The sequence below is a fragment of the Streptomyces sp. NPDC089799 genome, assembly GCF_040684755.1.
Lineage (GTDB): Bacteria > Actinomycetota > Actinomycetes > Streptomycetales > Streptomycetaceae > Streptomyces.
This window is the reverse complement of sequence record NZ_JBFBGR010000042.1, coordinates 18,056-36,358: the sequence shown is the minus strand read 5'-3', so window position 1 is coordinate 36,358 and position 18,303 is coordinate 18,056. Positions and strand designations below refer to the sequence as shown.

Genomic DNA, 18,303 nt, shown 5'->3' with positions numbered 1-18,303 from the left:
CTGGACGAAGCCTTCTACACCACTACCGCGACCGCCGCGAACGCCGTCGGCAAGTGCCAGACCACCTGGCGCCTCACTCTCACCAACGCCCCTTACGGCTCTGCGTCGGTGGACTACGCGCAATCTTGTCGGCGGAGCGGCGGGCATGGGTTTGTGCCGGGCGGCTCCCCTGCCGCCCGGCACACCGGCTCCCCAAAGCCGGGCTGCCGCTACCCCTCACCTACGCCTGCGGCCCGGCCGTGTGCTCAGCGGTGGTGGCGGCCCCAGGACTCGGTGTCGACGGTGCGGCCGCGGCCGTCACGCAGGGTCGCGGTGTCGGAGCGGTTGTCCCACACGTGGTCATTGCGGTCCTGGTAGAGGTCGGTACGGGTGTCGCGGCCGTGGCCGGTGTGGATGCGGATGGTGTTGCGGCCGCCCAGACGGACGTCCTTGAAGCGGTAGCGGTTGCCGTCCTCGTCCTTCAGCGTCCACCCCTTGAGGTTGACCGCGTGGCGGGTGGTGTTGGTGATCTCGACCCACTCGCCGTTCACGGAGCGGTTCGAGCGGTCGTCACGGCCGGGGCTATCGGCCTGGACCCGGCTGATCTCCACCTGCGGCCGCTGATGACGGCGGTCACCGTCATGCGCAGCAGCCGGCAGCACGGCCGCCGCGACAAGGGCGCCGGCGGCCAGGACGGTCGCGGTGACACGGCGGGTGGACGACACAGCGTTCATGCTGATGCTCCCTCAAGAACAGGCCTACACCCGCCGATACAGGACGTGTAGCGGTCTGGGTGCCCGACCCCTGGGCGGGGCCGAGGACCCAAACTCTCGACCCTGGACGCCGCCGGCTGCAGAGGCCCACCAGCCCCGTTACCGGAAACGGACATTCCCGTCACCCTCGACTGCATGATGCAGACAACCCGGTTGTGCGTGACCCTGACATCCAGTGCTTGCTGCACGCACCCCGCTCCACAGCCGCGGCCGCAATGTTCGCGCCCCGGCGCACCACCCGGCGCATGTTCCGGGCGCATACGCCAAACGGAGTAGTTGATTCCGTAACAAGTGTTCTGGGGTTTTCTTCGCACACATGACCATGCGGCGTACGAGCATCCGTACACGGGGCCCGTCAACAACCCGCCCCGAGGCAGCCGACCCCGCACCGCAGAACGGAACGCCACCGGCTTGCACCTGAGCCCATGCGCCCCCACCACCCCCGGCCTGCGACGACAGGAGCCTCAGCCTGCCCCTCTGGCGGGCCCTCCCCGCGCCCAACAGAAAGGGCCGGGTTACCCCCACCAGGGGACCCGGCCCTTCCTCCGTCCGCCACTCGGCTCACTCAGCCCTGGGCAAGCTCCACCCGGCGCAGGCCACCGCCGGCACCGCCACCGCGCAGAGGGCCGGCCGTCCACGACGGCCGGCCCTCCGAGCAACCGCGCCTACCCGGCGACTCCGCGATCTACGGTGCGAAGGTGCACTGTACCGGCGTCCCGCCACAGCCGGCCGCGATGTCCAGCAGCCGGTCCGTTCCAACTCATCCAACGCCAGACCCCACCGGAGCTTGGTCGCCGTCCGCTCCGCGCCGTACCGGCACAGAGCATCCGCCGCCGGCGGCAGCCACTCCGCGGGATCCTGATCCGCCTCGACCGGCTCGAACGCGCCGAGACCGCCACCAGACTCGCCGCCTGGCCCTGGTCGTTGGCATACGCCTCCCGACGCGACAGCCGGGCCACCACCCTGCCCGCACGAAGAAATCCTTGCTCTACGAGCAGAAGGGTCCGCCATCAAGCTGACGGACCCTCACGCGAAAACAAGGCTAGCGTCGACGATACAATTTCGGCCGTTCTGATCACGATTGATCCGGCTGAAATTCACGAGGTGACACTGACAGATTTTCGCTTTCCCTTGCTACCGCGCGAACGCAGTACCGCCTCCGGTACTCTGGATCACGTTGGTGCCGTTGTCGACACTGTCGTTCCACACCCTGAGGTAGAGCCCTGTGGCCACGTTTCGGTAGTAGTACTTGCCGTTTCCGGTAGTAAGCCGATCCCACTTATGCAAGGTAGAGAGGGTGTTGCAGTCCCACTGGACGATGTAGGCGCCACCAGCGTGGCTTCCACCGTAGGGAGTCATACACCTACCGCTGTTCTGGTTGATCAGCATTCCACCGCTGTAGCGCCAGTACTGCGCGGGATGCAGGGCGCCGCAATCCCACTGGACAATGTTGGCGCCATCATTACGGCTTGCGCCGTACGGCAAGAGACACTTGTAGGTATCGACGGTTTCCAGCTTCATCAGCGGGTCATCCGCATACGAGTTGGGAGCACCGAAGAGGGCGGCTGCGAAGGCCATTACCACAGTTGCGGCAAACGCATAGAGCTTCTTGAGTTTCATTTCCCCCCAGGGAAAAAGCACAGGAATTCCGAGCAATGATGATCTTAGCACTCGTGCGTAAGAGGCCGGACAGCGACGTTTGTCTCTCTGCTCGATGGACGTGAGCCAACAGCAGCACCGGGGCGTCCAGCCTCAGGGAGCCGGCGTGATTGGGGACGACAGCTTCTCGACCAGGCGCTCACCAAACTTGCCCGGGCCGGCGTGCGGGGCGTGCCGGGACTGGCTCGGCCGCCTAAGTCGGGGCGCCTGTAAGGACGCGGAAGGCGGCATCAGGCAGTGTCAGCCAGGCAGCCTGAAACCGATCCGGAACCGCAGCTCACCGGCCGCGTCGCGGATCTCCCCGTCGCTGTCGTCAGCGAGCCGGACCAGAAGAACCATCAGGGCGCGGGCTTCGCCCTCGGTCAGCAGGGGACGGCGGGGCTCCTCCACGTCGGGATCAAGCAGCGCGTCCAGCAAGTAGGTGTCCATACCGGAACAACCCCTGCCCCGGACGGCGGGTCACGCTCGCCGCGGTGGCACGACATGCAGGTTGGCGTGGCAGCTGCGAGCGGACGGGTCCTGCCGGCGTCAGGCTGGTGACGCCGCCTGGACTCGCCGTTGCCCGGCACGGTGCCGGTCTGCGTGCCCTGGTGATCAGGACTGGTAGATGGTCAGCTCCCACACTGCGTGTGCCGTGAGCCGGGTCCATCCAGAAGGGCCGGTCTGCCGGAGGCGGCGGCCGGCCGGGGGTGGGACGGTGAGGGTCTGCGGGAGCGCGAGCGGCGCCTGCTGAATGGGGCCGGGGGCTGCGTCGAAGTAGTAGAACTGGGCCGCGCCGTACGCTCGATCTTCGCCTGCGACTACCTCGCCAGCCCCTGCCTCCGCCGCGAGATCCACGGTGGCCTCCAGGTCGTGGAGAACTGGAACAGCGCGAACACCGTCCCCCACGATGGCAAGGACGGCGCCCTGACCGGCCCGGACAAGGAGCACGCCGAGACATCCACCCTGCTGCTCCAGCAGGTCCTCGGCGAATCGACCTGGGCATCGAAGCTCACAAACGAGGACCTGCGCGGACTGGCTGCGCTCTTGTCGCAGTCGTCCCAAGGCCCCGTACGTTCACCGCTCCCGCAGGTTCGTGCGGCTGAAGCCTGCACATCGAGCGCAGGACACGCGAACGCGAGCCGCTCCGAAGGTCACGCGGCTTCCCGCCCCAGAAGAGCCAGAAGCTGCTGCTGAGGCGTGGCCTGCGCCGAAGCGGTCAGAGCGGGTGCGTACATTCCGGTAGCGGCGAATTGCTCCGCCATGGGAGCAATGGCGGTCAGGCATGCCTCGACGGCCTCGCCATCAAGGAGCGTTTCGAAACCCGCCGCCTGCGCGAGGTCCCAGGCGTGTACGAGCGGTTCGATGACGGCCGTGGCCAGCACCCACTCGGCCGTCACTTTGCCGTGATGTGAGGCAACGCAGCTGTTCGGGTCGGTGGTGCTCAGCAGATCCAGCATGGACTGGCAAGTGGCGGTCCATGCAGTGAGCGGTTGCCCGATGACCGCCTCGGCCGGATCCCGAAGTGGCTCACGCGGTCCCTGGCCCGACAGCAGAAGGGCGATCTGCTGCTGGCCGTCGATGATGTGTCCCAGGACGTGTAAGCCAGTCCATCCTGGGCAGGGAGAGGCGCTGGTCCAGCGGTGGGCCGGCACTCGATCGACGACGTCGCTGACGCCTGCGAGTACGCGCTGGTAACGCGCGAAGACGTGGTTCATTGCGCTTCCTCCAAGGTGGGCGTCGCTATGAGCGGATGCAGGGCGTTCCATGCGGCCCGGGCCAGTGCTGTTGCCGCCGTGTGGGGTAGCCCGGCGTTCCGATTGATGAGGTCCTGGAGAAGCTCGCGGTGGGCGGCGGCATCAGCCCCTCGGTGGCGAGGAGGTGCCACTGGCAGCCGGGCACGAGGCGGTCGAGTCGCCGATACTCCCCGAGCTGGTAGAGGAGGACCAGGGTGTCGAGGGCATGCTGGGTGGGTGGCCGGTCGCGCTCCTTCAGCGTGCTGAACACGGCCAGGCCGGCCATCGCGTAGCGGCCGTTCATCCACTCCACCGCCGCCTCGCCCAACTGACCGGCGGCGAGTTCCTCCTCGACCCGGCCGCAGAGGTCCAGGGCCCACCGTCGTACGTCCTCGGCGGTCTTCCAGGCCTGCGCGAGGTCCTGAAGGGGGGCCGTGGCGGCCAGGTCGCGCAGATGGTCGCGGGCGTCCCGTACGGGGCCGAGGGCCAGCTGGTTGTCGTCGGTGAGGATCACGTCGGCGAACGCGGGGACTTCCTTGCGGGTGGTCTCGACGAGGGACGCGATCGGGTTGGCCGTGGCAGTGGGGTTCATCGCGCGCAGCAGGCCGCCGATGTCCTCCAGGGACATCGTTCCGTTGATGGCGGCGGCGGCCGCGGCCAGCGCGGCGTCCTTGGGTGTGGTCGTGGTCGTGCTGGGGTTCGCGTCGAGGGCAGCGAGCTCGGCCGGGGGCCAGGTGTGTCCGGCGGCGCGGACGAGGCGGGCGATGCCTTCGTCGATCCGCCGGGCCCGGGCGGGCACCAGGGTGACGGTCGAGCCGGTCTCCGCGATGTGGTCGGCGAAGGCGTCGAGCCGATCCTCCGGGTCGGCGTCTGGTTCGTCGTCGCCGCGGACGGTCAGGCTGTCCACGGCCGCGCTGAAGGCGGCCCGTACGGTCTGCTCCGGTACCGGGAGCCCCTCGCCGAACAGGAGCAGTGCCACATCGTGGGGACGCTTGCCGCGGCCGCCGTGACGGGCGAGGCCGAGGACCAAGGCGAAGCTCTCCGGCGCCGGCCGGGAGGTGCTGCCCTTGCCGCGGCCCAGGCCTCCGCCGGAGATGTTGCCCGGCAGCAGCCGACGGCTCCTCCAGACCTCCAGCATCTTCGCGGTCACGGTGAACCCGTGCCGGAACGCGTGATCGATCAGCAGTGGATCCGCCGGGCTCGGGGTGTCAGTGGACATGCACTGAGCCTCCGCCAACTTGAAGTCGCAGGTCAAAGGGCTGGTGAGGCCGATCCTCAGGGCGCTCATGCTGGTCGTGGGCGGGAGCCCACGGCGAAGATCATCCGTCAGCGGTTGACTTCGAGGTTCGTCAGAACAAGCAGGGCTCGCAGGAGCTGGGTGGCGCGGGCGGGGTCGGTGCGGAGCTTGGTGAGGATCCGCCAGTTCTTGAGGTAGGCGACGCCGGCACTCTGTTCCCCGCCCTGCCCCTGTCAGACCGGCCCGATAGTGTGACCGCCATGAGCGACGGCATCGCGTGGATAGGCGCACAGCAGACCACCCCCACCCCGCCCGGTACCCGTGGCATGTACGCCGGGATCTCCCTCACCCTCGCCCGAGGTGTCGATCAGGACGAGTTCCTCATCAACCTCGGCGCTGACCTCGACGAGCTGAGCGAGCGCGTTCCCCTGTCCGAGCTGCGCACCCGGCCCCTCCCCGACGCGCCGCCCACCGCACAGTTCAGCTACGCCATGTACGGCACGTGCGGGGATTGGACGTACGTGCTGGAGAACGACCACATGGCCACCTGGGCAGGCGGCTACCAAGGCAAGGTCAAGTCCATGACCCCCTGCCCGGATGAAGAGATCCTGTGCCTGACCGTCAACCGGTACAGCCCCCCCGCCGCGCTCATCCACGCCCCCGGTGACGGGCGCGCCTACCGGGCCGAGTTCGGCACCGCCACCGGCCGGGGCGGCTTCCTCGACCTGGCGCTGACCGCCGAGGGCGCCGTGTTCCCCTCGATCCCCGATGCCAGTGAGGCCGAGGTGGTGGCCTACCACGAGGAGCACGGGCCGCGCCTGCCAGAGCTGGTGTTCACCGCCGTCGGCAAGTACACCGACGTCGTTATTGACCAGGCCGCCGTGATGGCCGGTGACCTCCCCGCCGTCCACCTCCTGATGTCCTGACCCCGCGCACACAGAAGCGGCCCCCACCCAGAACCGGGTGGGGGCCGCTCGCTGTTGTGCCGGGTGTTACTGCGCAGCGAGCTGGCAGATCACCGGCTGACCGCCGCCGACACCGTACGTGCAGGTGCCGCCGTCATCGATCCGCGTATCCAGCCAGTACGCATCCTTGTCCTTGATGCGCATCTGCTTCATGAAGTTCGCGAAGTGGCCGCCCATGGATTCCTGGTTGTGCATGCCCGAAATCGCCGCCCGGCCACACACCTCGTTGAACGTGGGGTCAGCCCCGTTCTGCGAGAACAGGTGGATCATGCTGCCGTGCTTCTTCGCGTACATCGAAATGCACGCATCCCCGCTGGGGGTGGTCTTCCCCGGCGGGATCGCCGGGTTGATGCCGCCCTCGGTGGACGACATGCCGCCGCTGTTGTACGACGAGGCAAACGCGAACTCGTCACAGTTCAGGGTGTCGCCCGCGTCGACCAGGGCGGAGGCGTCACCGTTGTTCGTGGCCCACCCGGTGGGGCAGATCCGCCCACGGGAACGGTTGTTCTGCGCCTCGTCGCCCATGTAGTACAGGGGCTTTTGATCCGTCATCGAACCCGGGTGCTTCGGCGTGGCCCTCTGGATCAGCCACGCGTGCGCGGCGGCCTGCGGGAACGCCTTCGCGTTGAACGTGTACGTCGGAGCGACATTCACGAACACGCAGCCCGGAACGGACCCGGCCGGAGCGTCCGCGGCAGGGGTGTCGCAGCGGATACGGTCGAGATCCTCGGTGCCGCCGTCGTAGTCAAGCGACCACTGGTAGCCGGTCTTGAACGGGCGGATCTTCCCATCGGCGGGGAGAATGTTCGCGTCGATCTGAATGTCCGGCTTGAACCGGTAGTCCGTACCGGCCAGCGACGTATCCCACGTGTACGGCGTCGTCAGCGTCGCCGAGTGCATCTCACCCGGCACCCACCACGGCTTACCCTTCCACGCCGTCACCGGCTGCTCCTGCGGAGTACAGAAGTTCTCACACAGGTGGTTCCAGCCCACAAAGTTGATCTCACGGAACGCGGGCGGGATCTGCTGCGCGGGCTCGATCGTCAGGTGCTCGGTGAACGTGTTCTGTCCGTCAAGCTCGATCATCCGCAGGAACATGAACTTCGCCACAGCCTGCGGCACACCGTCCATGCTGATGATCACCGGCACCGACCGCACATCGCACTCAATGAACCGCGTCGCGAGGATCGATTCAAAGTCGGTGTTGCACCACTCCACCCCGGCCGTCGCCGCAGCCACACCCGCCTTCGCGGACGCGTGGGGCGCCTTGCCCTTGGGCGCGGGAGTCGACTTCCCGAAGCACACCTGACGGCCGGTCTCATCCGGCTCACTGCACTGCTCCACCGCATCCTTCGCCGCGGCCGTGGCCCGCGCCGACAGCGGCGTACCCGGCTGGCCGAGAGGCTTCGTCTGGTAGTAGTGCGGCTGCTGCGCGTCGAAGTGGTTCGGGTTCGGGCTCGCATAGTTCGGTGTCGGCAGGGTGAGATCCACGGGCAGCTCCACACGGAACTTTGCCCACGGAGACCACACCGTCTCGTACAGCGAGCCGTCGTAGGCATTGGTGCGGAACACATAGTTCGTGTTCAGCGCCAGCTTGCCCGCCGGAACATCAACCTTCGCCGTGCCCCCCGATGCCACATACGGGGAGACGATTACCCCATACGTGGAGTCGTTCAGCTTGACCTTGGTGACCGGCTTCCCGGCAGCATCCGCCGTCCACACCTCGAACGTGAGGTTGACCTGATCCCCGTCGGGGTCGGTCACCGTGTTCGTGAGCTGCACCTTTTGCGAGGTCACCCGCTGGAACCCGCCAGGCGCCGCGTTCCGCGACAGCGGCGCAGCCTTGGGAGTCTTGCCCGAGGCAGGACGCGCGCCCGCCGTGGCGGCCCACGTCGACTTCTCCGGCCCGTGCACCTTGGGCGGTGCCGCATTGGGGTCGGGCTTCGCCGCCGCGGCCGGGGCCTCGGCGGCCTCGGCCACCCCGCCGGCACTGAACAGCAGCATCGCCGCCGTGCCTAAAGCCACCCGGGAAAGAACGTTTTTCCCTCTGGATTTGGACGTGCCAAACAAGACATGTCCCTTCTGGCCCCACCCCCGCACCCCGGAGGCAGGACATCGCTGGTGTGTCGCGCCGCCCCCCTTCCTACGCGGGTAGACGACCCATCAGCAACGCGCCCAACCTGGGCGGTTCGTCTCTATCCGCCGCTAACGGACGTGATCCACACCACGGTTGTACGCGCACGCGTAAGAACCCTGCGGGGGAGTTGTGGAAAGCTGCGACCGTGGACCCCTTCGTCACCGACCCCGACCACCCCGCGTGCGGCATCTGCCCCTCACGCCTCCTGCGCCGTGAGGGCCTGCATGCCGCCGCCAGCACCCACCTCATCTGGGCAGACATTGCCGAGGACCTCGGCAACCCCGAAGAGCTGGATCCACAGGTCCACTGCGCACACAACCTGGACGGCTGGGAGGAGAGCTGGGGAGTCTCCTTCGAAGAACTCAGCAGGGAAGCAGTCGAAGTAGCGAAGCAGTTCTTGAACAAGCGCTCGGAAGCACAAGCAGGGAGCTGAGCGTCCGGTTCTTCCCCGCTGAGGATCGTCGGCCCTCTACGATCCGGTGCATGCTGGATCCCGAACTGCTGGAACGGATCACCGCGGGGCGTGCGGAACTGGACGAACTCGAAGACCAGCTGGCCAAACAGCTGGCGGAAGTGCGGGCCGAACGGACGAACTCGCTGTCGCCGAAGGGGTCCTTGAACGGATGACCGAGCAGCTCGTCGAGGAACGTTCCTCAGCCCGTCCGGTGCCCGGGCAAGTGGGTGGCCGGGCGGTAGTGCTGATCCCGCACCGCGAACCGGGCGCGGAGGAGGATTCGCTCCCGCCGGACTACCAGCGCATCATCGCCGCCGTGCGGCAGGCCGCCGGACCGGTCATGGCCCGTGAGGTCGGCGAGGTCGTGGGGGTGGACGTCAGCGTGAAGTCCACGCTGGAGCCGCTACGCGGCGCCGAACTGTCCCACACCTCGGCCCGTGGACCGTACCGCCCCGGTCTTTCGTCCTAGGCCAGGAGGCGGGAGATCACAGCCGATCGGGCTCCGAGAAGGGAAGCCCGGACAGCGGCCGGTTGGGAGCGAGATCGTCTGACGGGACACCTCGGCGCCATAGACCTCCGCCAGGTGGGCCTGGACCTCGCCGGTGGTCAGGCCCTTCGCGGACAGGGATGGGACTGCGACACCACCGGCGCCCAGCGATGGGCCATCCCCAACCTCGGCACCGCACCTCTCCCCATCCCCACCTACTGACTGAACCGCGATGACATGTGCGTGCCCGCCTCCACCGCGTGGAGGCGGGCACGCACATGTATGGGGGGGGACACTCCGGCAACCCTGCTGGCAACGACGCCTCCATCGTTCCAGGGGCCTGCGACCAGACGAGGAGTCTTTGAACGGTTGAGGGGACTGCCCCGGACCGGCTTCTGGGACGGCCGGTGGGAGGTACTGGCGGCTGGCGGTTCACGGGGCGGGGCGTAAGTCGTCCTGGTCCTTGAGGACGGTGACCTGGTCGCCGTCGGCGGCGTACGAGACCACGCCGCTCCACCGGCCGTCCCCGCCGCGCCGCCACTCGGTAAGCAGACCGGGCAGCCACCGGCCGTTCTCACGGACCAGGCAGGGCTTGGCAGTGCGGGACGGCCTGTAAGCGGGGAAGCAGGGGATGCAGGCGCCGCGGCCCTGGGCCATGGCGTCGGCGAGCGCGGTACGGGTGGGCTGGTGAACGTCCCGGCCGAAGCGTGCGGCCCGGTTTTGGCCGTCGGCGAGGGCTTCGCAGGCGACCGTCCGATGGAAGACGGAGCCGCCGCGGGTGGTCCAGACGTTGGCGGTAAGCCCGTGCGGCACCGGCTTGCAGTGACCGCACTGGCCGACTATCAGTCCGTGATCGCAGCGCTCGTCCGTCATTCCTGCATCGTGCCCCGGCAGCAGCCGAAGATCAATGACTGCCCGTCAGTCCACCGTCCTCGACCAACGGGTGGGGACGGCTGTATGCGGAGCACCGGAGCACTCGGCGAGCCAGCGGTGCTATTCGGACAGGCCGTCCGGCGGTCGCCAGCCGCGCTGGATCCAGGCGCATCGGAGGTCACGGCTTGGGCTGCCTCGGCGGCAGCCTCCTCGACCGCCAGGCCGGCGAAGGCAGCCACTGAGCTGCTCCACGCCGCCGACCGCGGCCACCCGTGCGGGCTCCCGGTTCACCGGCGAACGCCACTACAGCCCCGCTGCAGCCAACTTCAGTCCTTCACCGGTTCCTGCGGGCTCGACAGGACTTCACGTCGTGCATGTGCCGAGCATCTGCTCGAGCTTGTTCTTCTCCGCTTCGGTAACGGACAGCCTGTAATGGGCTTTGACGTTGGTCCAGGCCGTTGCGTAGGTGCACCAGTACACCCTGGCCGGGGGCTGCCAGTCCTCCGGCCCCTGGTCGCCCTTGCCTCGGTTGGTGGCAGCGCTGACCGGCAGCAGCTGCGGACGGTCCAGGTCGTTGGCGAAGTCCTTGCGCCGCGCCGCCGTCCAGACATCGGCTCCGGAACGCCAGGCATTGGCCAGCGGCACCACGTGGTCGATGTCCAGCTCCGCAGCGTCGGTCACCACCACACCGTCGTAGGGGGAGGTCCAGGTACCGGCCACAGCCCTGCACTCGGCATCCCGCTGGACGTCGGCGCCGGTGCGCTGCAGGACTATCTCGCGGGTGTCGCACGATTCGCCATGCCCAGTCCAATGGGTGAACTTGGTGCGGGTGTAGCCGGTCATCGGCTTCTGGGGCGCGACGTTCAGGGTTGTCAGCTGGATCCGGGCGGCCTCAGGGGTGGACAGACCAGGCAGTACCTGGACCGCCGGCTGCAGGGCCTTGGCGTCTTCGACGGGAACCGTCGCGGTCGGGCTGCCCGGTGTGGAAAGAGACGCCTCATAGGACGTGGCGCCGGAGGCGTTGGGAGCGCGGTGCGGGGCCGTGCCGCACCCGGTCAGTGCGAGCAGAACGGCAACGGCTGCTGTCATGGCGCGCGCTGTGTTCTTCTGGCCCACCGATACCCCACCCCAGGACGATCAGACATGCTTGGCCCGGGCGAACCCTACCCCGGCTATGCCACTGCGATACGCGCGCGGACTACGGGGCCAGGTAAGGCCCCGGCTCGGGATCGGCGCCGGCCGGATCCCGATCCGTTTCCCTACCGGAGATGGCTGGGACGCCGGCAAGGGTGTCCCAGCCGCACTCTCTTTCCCGCTCTGGGCCGTGTGGGACGCGGGGCCCGGGCCGTCCGATGTGCGGGATGGCCGCCGCGTTGTGCCGCCCTGGGGCTGGCCGACAGCGTCTGCCGGCGCAGAGCAGAGCGTGTTCGGTTGGACAGGTGCGGGATGGTGTTGGGCGCGTGGCGGGCTTGTCGCGTTGGGGCAGGGCACCGCGATGGCAGCGTCGCAGGTACTCGATGGTCTGAGATGCTCCTCGGGCCGCTGCCCCAGTCGGTTCGTCCAGTTCGTAGCAGGCCAGTCGACCGGTCCGAGGCGAGGAGAAGGGCCCCGGAGGACGTGCGGAGGGCACGTTCGGCCTTCGGCCGCTTCCCCCTCCCCAGGGCGCCCGGCAGGCCGAAGTTTTCTAGAACACTACGCTCCAGAACCGCCCCGCAGGAGTCGGTCGCGCAGCAGTTGGCCCCCATCATCGGCCTGCTCGATTGAGGTGGATGGCGGAGGCGGAGCGTCGTGTGCTGGCCAGATGGTGATCAGGTACTGCTCGATGGAGTGGAGGTTGGACCCGTCGCGTTCAAGCTCCCGCCCATATGCCCTGATCTCGGTCTCGTACCAGCCGGGGCCCGCGGTGCTGAGCAGTGGCAGGTCGGGGTGGGGGCCGTTCACGAGTGATTCGATCCTGAGCTGGCCGGTGGGAGCCCAGAGCAGCACTTGCGCGCATTGTTCCCAGGCAGCCGAGGCGTGTTCCTCTGCTGGTGCCTCGAGGGTCGCCACTTGCACGCTCACGTTGCCGGTGTTGATGCCGGTGAGCACCAGTGCGCCCCGGTCCATGCGGGCAACGAGGTCGTTGGACCAGTCAGCTGTCTCGATAGGCACCTCGCCGGCATCGAGGATGCCGAAGGATCCCTCGTTGACGAATACCCGGGCTAAAGGCATGTTGCTGCTCCCTGATCCAAGGCGGCGCAGTGTCGCCGTGGTAAGGAACGGTAGCCACCGGCGAGACCCGTGTGCCAGTGGGTGCTGCGGCGAGGCGCCGCAACACCCACCGACCACTTACTTCACCGCGACGGTGAACGGATCTTTTTCCAGGACCCGCCAGCGGCGGAAGAACTGAGTGTTGGTCCCGCCCTGATAGTTGTTGTCACCCCCGGCGATCATGCAGACGCTGGCTCCGGTGGGGCCGGAGCGCGATGGTATGCCGGTGAAGCCGCACCCTTGATGTGTTCGCTGCTTCCCTCCGGCGTGAAGGCCCTGGTGGGACGTGGCTATGGGGTACTCATCGCAGCTCTTGCCACGGATGCTCGGTGCGTTTCCGCATGCCTTCGTGCGGTTGCTGTCGATGATTGCCTGATTCTCTGTGCGTGTGAGGGTCCGCGGCAGACCAGACTTTTGGGCCTTGGTGACGTGGTCGGCCAGCGTCGGGGCCTTGGCACGGGAGTAGGCCAGTTCCTCGGCGAACCACGGGATTACACAACCTACAACCGGCCGCCCGGCGGTGGCATTGTCACAGCGGACCTGGTTCATGGACACGCTGGTGACGCCCGGAGTGTAGGGCGGGTTGGTGAAGGTCAGGTACCAGTAGGTCGTGCAGGTTCCCTTGCTGCCGGCGCGTGTTGCGGTGGTGTCCCAGAAAGACTCTCCGATATGCCAGCTGTTCACCGGCGCGATCTTCTGCTTCGGGAACTTGGCGCTCTCTCGCTTGCAGGGCCCCTGGAGTGTGCCCTGCCCGTCGATGGACGCCTTGGTGGCGTCGCCCCAACCCTTGTACATGGACACATCGATCTGATGTGCATACCGGCCCATGTCCGTCACAGTGTAGTTGTACTGCATTACCGTCAATTCCGCCTGGCCGGTAATGGTCGTCTTCCCATTGTGTGTTCGCCTCGTCGTGTACGTGACGGTACTCCAGATGCACGCCTGCGTCCGAGTGCCCCAAACCTGATTATGGGCCTTGTCGCACCAGGTGGGAGGATTGACCGGAGCCATGGCCCGATTGTCTCGGTTCAGAGCGGAGGCGGGGACTGCGTCGCGGCTGCCGATCTCGATGCAGCTGCTGTTACCGTCGGCCACCGGGTCGACGCACTCCGCAAGGCTCATGGCCTGCATTCCGCTCGCTCCGGGCTTAGCCGCGGGCTGGCTCCCCGTCTGCTCCGGGACAGGGAGGACACGTGCCGGTGCGGAGATGGCCGTGTCGGGCGCGGTTTGCGCGGGAGCCGCCCCCGTCAAACCAGCGGTGACTGCAACAGCAGTAGTGAGTGCAGCGGCGAGGCGTAACGCAATCCGCCGGGGATGTCGCTTCACAGAGCTCCTTCACTCGTTCCGTGTACGCGCCGGCGACAGTAGCGGGTTGCACCGGACCAATACCCTCCAAATCCAAGGCGCGAGATGTCAAGACCCCCGTATCGGCATGGAATCTCGCAGAGAAAGTCGAGGAGTTCGCGGCAGCTCACACGCGAGCGCCTGCATTCCGTATCAATTCCGCTTGCATGCCTTTGATGCCTCACGTACTGGCACTCCACCGGCGGGGGCCGCCTGCCAGTTAAATTCTTAAGGATTGAACTGACAATGCATCAGTCGATAGCCAGACTGGACTCTCCGGAGATGAAAAATGTCCGGATCAGGCCCTGATGTTGGTCCGACAACCCAAGCCGCCGGAATGGGCCGACCACCAAGGAGCGCACCATGACCTCCTCCGCGGCTGAGCCTGGGGTCTGGTGCCGACTACCCGGCGATCACCCGAACGAGACAGGCTTGGTCCGGCGCTGATAGGAGAGGGAGCACACGCCGAGGGACACTCCGATGGAGAAGAAGTTGAGGAAGCCGATGACGAACACCACTGGGGAGAAGCCGGCGGTGTTCGCATGGGAGAGGCCGCCGGTCACCATGACCGCCAGACCGAGGCTCCCGTAGGGCGCGAGGGCCACCGCTGAGGCCCAGCCGGGCGCGAGCAGCAGCCATCTCGGGATCCTCCGCCCGCGGAGACCGGGTACCCAGCGAGGGACGGTCTGGCCCCATGGCCGGGTGAGGGCGCCAAGTAACGTGATTCCCAGAACGATGCCGACGGCGGTGAAGTCGATACCGTGCCTCTCCAGCCACACAAGAACCTGGGGAGCTCCGTTCTTGGCGAATTCGTCGGCGAGACTCATCCCCATCGGCTTGCCGGCTGTGCCACCCCATGACCAGTAGAGCTTCATCGCCACATAGGGAAGGGCTCCGGCGGCTCCCGCGATTGCTGCCCACGTGACGGCTGGCGGGGGGCCGAGGTACCGCGTACTGAATCCGGTTCGTCGACTCATGTCATCACTCTGCCGAGACGGCCGCACACGAGGCATCCACCCACGGCACGGTGTGCTTCTCCCCCCAGCGAGGGAGGCACGGAACCCGCGGGGTTCCGTGGGTCTGCGGTCCAGACTTCAGCACCTCCGAGATGAGCAAGAGCCCCCGCTGCTATGCGCGCTTTGAAGAGTTCACCGGGCCGATCGGACCCACTCGAACTGGCACTCACCGTGATCGGTAGAGCAACGCGCTCTGAGGCGGAGCGGGAAGGATGGCTGGGCGAAAGTCGAGGGCCTCCAGGCCAGCCTCACCGGCGCGCAGGCAAGCTGGACCAGCTCGATGCCGAAGCAGCCCGCCGACCCTCCACAGTCGATCTCGGCATGCCGACCTTCGCCGACGTCGCCATCCGCACCACCACTACGTCTACGGACCAGCACCGTCCCTGAAATCCATGGTCGCCACGAAGCTGAACTGCCTACGCTCCAACCCATGCGAACTGTCTTCGTGTTTCCCGCAGGTGAGCAAGCTGCGACCGTCGCCTCGCTCAATCGGCATCTGCCCGAGCAGCTCAATCCATGGACTCTGGACGGCAACCTCTACATCGACATCGACGATGAGCAGACCGGCTACCTCTTCTCCGATTGGGATCCCGAGGATGTGGCGATCCTCGAAGCGGCCGTCGGACATCACCCCACTTGGGCGGTGCAGATCGACATCTCCGGGCGGATCGACGGCACCGCAGAGGTTCACCGAATGATCGCGCTGCTGCTTGAGCATGGAGGCGTGGCAACAGACGACTACACCCCCCACCCTTGGACCTTGCCGGAAATCCTGTCTGGAGCGGTGATCGACGGCCTGCGGTTCTTCGACTTCCGCGGCTACCACGAGCTCAACCGCGAGCACGGGCGCTCCTGACTCTGTCCGCTGCTCCCTCCTGCGCCCCAACCCCGCCCAGCGCGGACGCCTGGTGGAGATCCGCGACAACCTCCTCGACCGGATCGCCGAAGCCGAGAAAGAGGGTTGGCTCGGCGAAATCGAGGGCCTGCGCGTCAGCCTCGCCGGCGCCGAATCCAGAATCGACCAGATCGACTCCGCGCCCGGCAGCGTGGCGATCAACCTCGGCATGTCGCGCAAGGCCCCGGCCAACCCGCCCAGAAGGAGGGAGCAGGGTCGCTGAGACAATCGCGGGATGATCAGCAATGAGATCCGGTTCGATTGCCAGCACCGTGGCGACAGGGGTCCGCTCGTGGTCGTCCCTCACATCGACGGAGCACCACTCACCGAGCTGATCGATGAGTACGAGATCGCGGCCGGGATGCAGCCTGCAGGTGATGCCTACGGTGGTCTGATTCCGGAGTTCTTCCGGTTCGGCCCGATGCAGGACCACTTCCTCGGACTGTCCAATAGCGCGATGGGGCCGAAGACCCCCGTCCTCGGTTGTGAATGCGGTGAGTGGGGGTGCTGGCCGCTCATGGCCCGCATCACCGCGACAGCGGATCTCGTAACCTGGGAAGCCTTCGAGCAACCCCACCGCAAGACCCGCGACTACGTGGCATTCGGTCCGTTCCAGTTCGACCGCCACCAATACGATGACGCCTTGCAGGCCCTGAGCGCGGTGATCGGCTCCGCCGCCGACGACACGAGCGCATGAACACTGCCGTCAGTCCGTCTTGCCGCACATGGAGTCCAGGGGCGGAGGCCAGCGGCGGGGGACTCGTCCTCACCCGTCGGCGACGGGCAGGTTGTGCCACCAGTGGCCGCATCCGCCGGAGCAGAAGCGTTCGCGGCGCCGTTCGTCTGCGACCGCGAGGACCTCGACCAGTAGCCGGAACGCCTTGCGTCGTTCGTCGACAGGGGCGAGGCCGGCGATCTTCCCCAGTTGCTGGTCGATCGGGCCGCAGGTGATCAAGACCGCCGGGGTGTGCGTCGGGCGCAGCCCGGCACGTCGGATGCTCTCCGGTCCGTCTTCGGTGACGGCGCGCGCCTGCACGCAGTGGTGGCGCAGGAACAGGAGTATCTCGGCCTGCTCCGCCGGGCTGTGGGTGTCGAACCACTCGATGCCCTGTGACATCGGGCGCAGTCCTTGGGCGAGTTCGTTGAGGATGTTGTCCCGCTCGGTCATGATCAGCTCCCGCAGGCCAGCGAGGCGAAGACCTCAGCGGTCTCGTCGACGAAAGCGCACAGTTGCTGCCCGGCCTGCCGACAGGCGGGTCGAGAGCCGCCACGGCCCGGACTTCGAGCCATCGGTCCCAGGGACCGGCCGGGGCAAGGAACCGTGTCGTGTACTCAGAGCCGAGAATCTCATCGAGGTACAGAAGCGTCCCAAGGACGATTGCCTGGTCGTAGTCGAGGTCGGGACGCGACAAGTAGTGATCAAGGTATGCGCTGAGCAGTTCGGCATCTGCTGCAGTACCGAACTTCGCAAGGGCGACGCAGTATGCCGCGCCCGCATACGGCCCCTCGCTGGCCAGCAGGAGCCGGCCTATGAGCTCGCGGAACTCGGACCTGTGGGCCACAGCAACCAGCCAGGCGGCAGTCTGGGGCTCGCGCCATCCACCCTCGAGGAGGACGCCGAGCTCCGCCGGAGTGATTTCGTACGTAGCCTGAGCCAGATCCCGCACAAACGCGGAGCGCTCGACCGGGCTCAACCGGAAAACGCTCCCGCCCAACCGAAGGTATCGCCGATCAGGCGTGACGAACCGCCGAACCAGATCCTGCAACTCGGGATCGCTCTGGACATCACGCATAGCCGCATCCTGGCCCGGGACGGTACTCATGTGCCACAGGTTTGCCGTCTGCCTCAACGGACCGTAGTTACTGGTTCAGAGAAGCCTGCGTCCGCTGCCCGGTCCTGATCGCCGCCCTGGACGAGAAGCCCCACCTGGAAGAGATCCGCGACAACCTCAAAGACAGGATCGCCGAAGCCGAACGCGAAGGATGGCTCGGCGAAGTCGAAGGCCTGTCCACCAGCCTCGCCGCCGCCGAGGACAAGATCGCCCAGATCGAAGCCCAGCAAAAGAGGAAGCAATCCCCCGTCTTCCTGGGCCTACCCAGCCTCGCCAAGCTCACCGCGTGCACCAGCGAAGCCACCAGGTAACGGCCGAGGGCACCGGGCCCCGGCTTCCACAGCCGCTCTCGACCAACCCTCAGTTCAGAAAAGCTTGCGTCTGACCGTGATCTAGGCGGACAGCCCGCCGTGCTGGCGCTCACATCTGTCGTGCTGCAAGTGCAGCCGACGGAGGTCTTGCAGCGCAGCAACGGGGAATGGGTGCCGAACCCACTTCGCCCTGTAGCCGTCCTCCCCGTGAAGCCGGACCACCGATTGAGCAGCTTCCAAGACGACGTGCCCAAGGAGACTAAGGGGCCGAGTGGAGGACCACGAGAGTGCGCCTGCCTGGTCCGGCGCGTCGAAGCTCGTGGACATGTCGGGAAACCGGTAGATCGCGACGTGAACTTCTGAGCCTTCGCGGCGG

Annotated in this window: 22 protein-coding genes and 2 pseudogenes; 9 read left to right on the top strand and 15 right to left on the bottom strand. The window is 67.0% G+C overall.

Translation table 11 applies throughout. The features are described 5' to 3' along the window. Window positions 1-245: 245 nt before the first annotated feature. From AB0O36_RS32100 to AB0O36_RS32080, 5 genes and pseudogenes are all read right to left on the bottom strand, one after another. Complete coding sequence (locus AB0O36_RS32100) at window positions 246-713, bottom strand: lamin tail domain-containing protein (protein WP_365116295.1); 468 nt, start codon at window positions 711-713, stop codon at window positions 246-248. Window positions 714-1,437: 724 nt separating this feature from the next. Next, window positions 1,438-1,699, bottom strand: a pseudogene (locus AB0O36_RS32095) (HNH endonuclease); the annotation flags it as partial. Window positions 1,700-1,886: 187 nt separating this feature from the next. After that, window positions 1,887-2,372, bottom strand: a complete 486-nt coding sequence (locus AB0O36_RS32090; protein ID WP_365116292.1) for an RICIN domain-containing protein — start codon at window positions 2,370-2,372, stop codon at window positions 1,887-1,889. A 279-nt stretch (window positions 2,373-2,651) separates the two neighbouring features. Then, window positions 2,652-2,840 carry a hypothetical protein gene (locus AB0O36_RS32085; RefSeq protein WP_365116289.1) on the bottom strand — a complete coding sequence of 63 codons (189 nt, stop codon included), beginning with the start codon at window positions 2,838-2,840 and terminating at the stop codon, window positions 2,652-2,654. Between the two features lie 165 nt (window positions 2,841-3,005). Continuing rightward, window positions 3,006-3,248, bottom strand: coding sequence for a hypothetical protein (locus AB0O36_RS32080; protein WP_365116373.1), 243 nt, complete (start codon window positions 3,246-3,248; stop codon window positions 3,006-3,008). On the opposite strand from AB0O36_RS32080, the gene AB0O36_RS32075 reads away from it, so the two are divergent. Continuing rightward, complete coding sequence (locus AB0O36_RS32075; protein WP_365116362.1) at window positions 3,138-3,587, top strand: Tn3 family transposase; 450 nt, start codon at window positions 3,138-3,140, stop codon at window positions 3,585-3,587. The genes AB0O36_RS32080 and AB0O36_RS32075 overlap by 111 nt on opposite strands. Here the strand turns inward: AB0O36_RS32075 and AB0O36_RS32070 are convergent. Then, window positions 3,545-4,108, bottom strand: a complete 564-nt coding sequence (locus AB0O36_RS32070; RefSeq protein WP_365116287.1) for a TIGR03086 family metal-binding protein — start codon at window positions 4,106-4,108, stop codon at window positions 3,545-3,547. The two genes, AB0O36_RS32075 and AB0O36_RS32070, sit on opposite strands and share 43 nt — an antisense overlap. Window positions 4,109-4,133: 25 nt before the next feature. Further along, window positions 4,134-5,345 carry a hypothetical protein gene (locus AB0O36_RS32065; protein ID WP_365116284.1) on the bottom strand — a complete coding sequence of 404 codons (1,212 nt, stop codon included), beginning with the start codon at window positions 5,343-5,345 and terminating at the stop codon, window positions 4,134-4,136. Window positions 5,346-5,623: 278 nt separating this feature from the next. On the opposite strand from AB0O36_RS32065, the gene AB0O36_RS32060 reads away from it, so the two are divergent. Then, window positions 5,624-6,289, top strand: a complete 666-nt coding sequence (locus AB0O36_RS32060; RefSeq protein ID WP_362452790.1) for a hypothetical protein — start codon at window positions 5,624-5,626, stop codon at window positions 6,287-6,289. A 66-nt stretch (window positions 6,290-6,355) separates the two neighbouring features. Here AB0O36_RS32060 and AB0O36_RS32055 read toward each other — a convergent pair whose 3' ends face one another. After that, window positions 6,356-8,332: a hypothetical protein gene (locus AB0O36_RS32055; protein ID WP_365116282.1), complete on the bottom strand. Its 1,977-nt coding sequence runs from the start codon at window positions 8,330-8,332 to the stop codon at window positions 6,356-6,358. A gap of 278 nt (window positions 8,333-8,610) precedes the next feature. Here AB0O36_RS32055 and AB0O36_RS32050 point away from each other — a divergent pair, with 278 nt between their 5' ends. The 3 genes from AB0O36_RS32050 to AB0O36_RS32040 are packed head-to-tail and all read left to right on the top strand — an operon-like array spanning window position 8,611 to window position 9,388. Next, window positions 8,611-8,898 (top strand): hypothetical protein, encoded by a 288-nt coding sequence (locus AB0O36_RS32050; protein WP_365116280.1) that lies wholly within the window; start codon window positions 8,611-8,613, stop codon window positions 8,896-8,898. Between the two features lie 50 nt (window positions 8,899-8,948). Further along, window positions 8,949-9,092 carry a hypothetical protein gene (locus AB0O36_RS32045; RefSeq protein WP_365116278.1) on the top strand — a complete coding sequence of 48 codons (144 nt, stop codon included), beginning with the start codon at window positions 8,949-8,951 and terminating at the stop codon, window positions 9,090-9,092. Then, on the top strand, window positions 9,089-9,388 hold the full coding sequence (locus AB0O36_RS32040) for a hypothetical protein (RefSeq protein ID WP_365116276.1): 300 nt from the start codon (window positions 9,089-9,091) through the stop codon (window positions 9,386-9,388). Before AB0O36_RS32045 ends, AB0O36_RS32040 begins: the two co-directional genes overlap by 4 nt. A 450-nt stretch (window positions 9,389-9,838) precedes the next feature. On the opposite strand, the gene AB0O36_RS32035 is transcribed toward AB0O36_RS32040, so the two are convergent. The 5 genes from AB0O36_RS32035 to AB0O36_RS32015 form a co-directional block, all read right to left on the bottom strand. Then, window positions 9,839-10,279 (bottom strand): hypothetical protein, encoded by a 441-nt coding sequence (locus AB0O36_RS32035; protein WP_365116274.1) that lies wholly within the window; start codon window positions 10,277-10,279, stop codon window positions 9,839-9,841. Window positions 10,280-10,642: 363 nt separating this feature from the next. Then, window positions 10,643-11,395, bottom strand: a complete 753-nt coding sequence (locus tag AB0O36_RS32030) for an HNH endonuclease family protein (protein WP_365116271.1) — start codon at window positions 11,393-11,395, stop codon at window positions 10,643-10,645. A 576-nt stretch (window positions 11,396-11,971) separates the two neighbouring features. Next, complete coding sequence (locus AB0O36_RS32025; RefSeq protein ID WP_365116269.1) at window positions 11,972-12,490, bottom strand: hypothetical protein; 519 nt, start codon at window positions 12,488-12,490, stop codon at window positions 11,972-11,974. A 117-nt stretch (window positions 12,491-12,607) separates the two neighbouring features. Next, complete coding sequence (locus AB0O36_RS32020; RefSeq protein ID WP_365116267.1) at window positions 12,608-13,660, bottom strand: hypothetical protein; 1,053 nt, start codon at window positions 13,658-13,660, stop codon at window positions 12,608-12,610. Between the two features lie 626 nt (window positions 13,661-14,286). Next, window positions 14,287-14,748 carry a hypothetical protein gene (locus AB0O36_RS32015; protein ID WP_365116264.1) on the bottom strand — a complete coding sequence of 154 codons (462 nt, stop codon included), beginning with the start codon at window positions 14,746-14,748 and terminating at the stop codon, window positions 14,287-14,289. Between the two features lie 571 nt (window positions 14,749-15,319). Between AB0O36_RS32015 and AB0O36_RS32010 the strand changes: the two genes are divergently transcribed. From AB0O36_RS32010 to AB0O36_RS32000, 3 genes are read left to right on the top strand one after another with little or no spacing between them, the layout of a single operon-like run. Then, on the top strand, window positions 15,320-15,745 hold the full coding sequence (locus AB0O36_RS32010; RefSeq protein ID WP_365116262.1) for a hypothetical protein: 426 nt from the start codon (window positions 15,320-15,322) through the stop codon (window positions 15,743-15,745). A gap of 52 nt (window positions 15,746-15,797) precedes the next feature. Then, a complete protein-coding gene (locus AB0O36_RS32005; RefSeq protein ID WP_365116259.1) occupies window positions 15,798-16,007 on the top strand; it encodes a hypothetical protein in 210 nt (69 codons plus the stop codon). A gap of 12 nt (window positions 16,008-16,019) precedes the next feature. Next, entirely contained in the window at window positions 16,020-16,481 is a 462-nt protein-coding gene (locus AB0O36_RS32000; RefSeq protein WP_365116257.1) for a hypothetical protein, read from the top strand. Between the two features lie 69 nt (window positions 16,482-16,550). On the opposite strand, the gene AB0O36_RS31995 is transcribed toward AB0O36_RS32000, so the two are convergent. Then, window positions 16,551-16,952, bottom strand: a complete 402-nt coding sequence (locus tag AB0O36_RS31995) for a DUF5958 family protein (RefSeq protein WP_365116254.1) — start codon at window positions 16,950-16,952, stop codon at window positions 16,551-16,553. A 169-nt stretch (window positions 16,953-17,121) separates the two neighbouring features. Continuing rightward, window positions 17,122-17,577: pseudogene (locus AB0O36_RS31990) on the bottom strand (DUF6000 family protein); the annotation flags it as partial. 41 nt (window positions 17,578-17,618) lie between these two features. On the opposite strand from AB0O36_RS31990, the gene AB0O36_RS31985 reads away from it, so the two are divergent. Next, window positions 17,619-17,927, top strand: a complete 309-nt coding sequence (locus tag AB0O36_RS31985) for a hypothetical protein (RefSeq protein WP_365116251.1) — start codon at window positions 17,619-17,621, stop codon at window positions 17,925-17,927. Window positions 17,928-18,303: the final 376 nt, after the last annotated feature.

Coding starts and splice junctions, on each gene's coding strand:
- AB0O36_RS32060 (WP_362452790.1), top strand. CDS start 5,624: ATGAGCGACGGCATCGCGTGGATAGGCGCACAGCAGACCACCCCCACC.
- AB0O36_RS32025 (WP_365116269.1), bottom strand. CDS start 12,490: ATGCCTTTAGCCCGGGTATTCGTCAACGAGGGATCCTTCGGCATCCTC.
- AB0O36_RS32070 (WP_365116287.1), bottom strand. CDS start 4,108: ATGAACCACGTCTTCGCGCGTTACCAGCGCGTACTCGCAGGCGTCAGC.
- AB0O36_RS32055 (WP_365116282.1), bottom strand. CDS start 8,332: ATGCTGCTGTTCAGTGCCGGCGGGGTGGCCGAGGCCGCCGAGGCCCCG.
- AB0O36_RS32065 (WP_365116284.1), bottom strand. CDS start 5,345: ATGTCCACTGACACCCCGAGCCCGGCGGATCCACTGCTGATCGATCAC.
- AB0O36_RS32090 (WP_365116292.1), bottom strand. CDS start 2,372: ATGAAACTCAAGAAGCTCTATGCGTTTGCCGCAACTGTGGTAATGGCC.
- AB0O36_RS32085 (WP_365116289.1), bottom strand. CDS start 2,840: ATGGACACCTACTTGCTGGACGCGCTGCTTGATCCCGACGTGGAGGAG.
- AB0O36_RS32020 (WP_365116267.1), bottom strand. CDS start 13,660: ATGCAGGCCATGAGCCTTGCGGAGTGCGTCGACCCGGTGGCCGACGGT.
- AB0O36_RS32010 (WP_365116262.1), top strand. CDS start 15,320: ATGCGAACTGTCTTCGTGTTTCCCGCAGGTGAGCAAGCTGCGACCGTC.
- AB0O36_RS32100 (WP_365116295.1), bottom strand. CDS start 713: ATGAACGCTGTGTCGTCCACCCGCCGTGTCACCGCGACCGTCCTGGCC.
- AB0O36_RS31995 (WP_365116254.1), bottom strand. CDS start 16,952: ATGACCGAGCGGGACAACATCCTCAACGAACTCGCCCAAGGACTGCGC.
- AB0O36_RS32045 (WP_365116278.1), top strand. CDS start 8,949: ATGCTGGATCCCGAACTGCTGGAACGGATCACCGCGGGGCGTGCGGAA.
- AB0O36_RS32035 (WP_365116274.1), bottom strand. CDS start 10,279: ATGACGGACGAGCGCTGCGATCACGGACTGATAGTCGGCCAGTGCGGT.
- AB0O36_RS32040 (WP_365116276.1), top strand. CDS start 9,089: ATGACCGAGCAGCTCGTCGAGGAACGTTCCTCAGCCCGTCCGGTGCCC.
- AB0O36_RS32000 (WP_365116257.1), top strand. CDS start 16,020: ATGATCAGCAATGAGATCCGGTTCGATTGCCAGCACCGTGGCGACAGG.
- AB0O36_RS32015 (WP_365116264.1), bottom strand. CDS start 14,748: ATGAAGCTCTACTGGTCATGGGGTGGCACAGCCGGCAAGCCGATGGGG.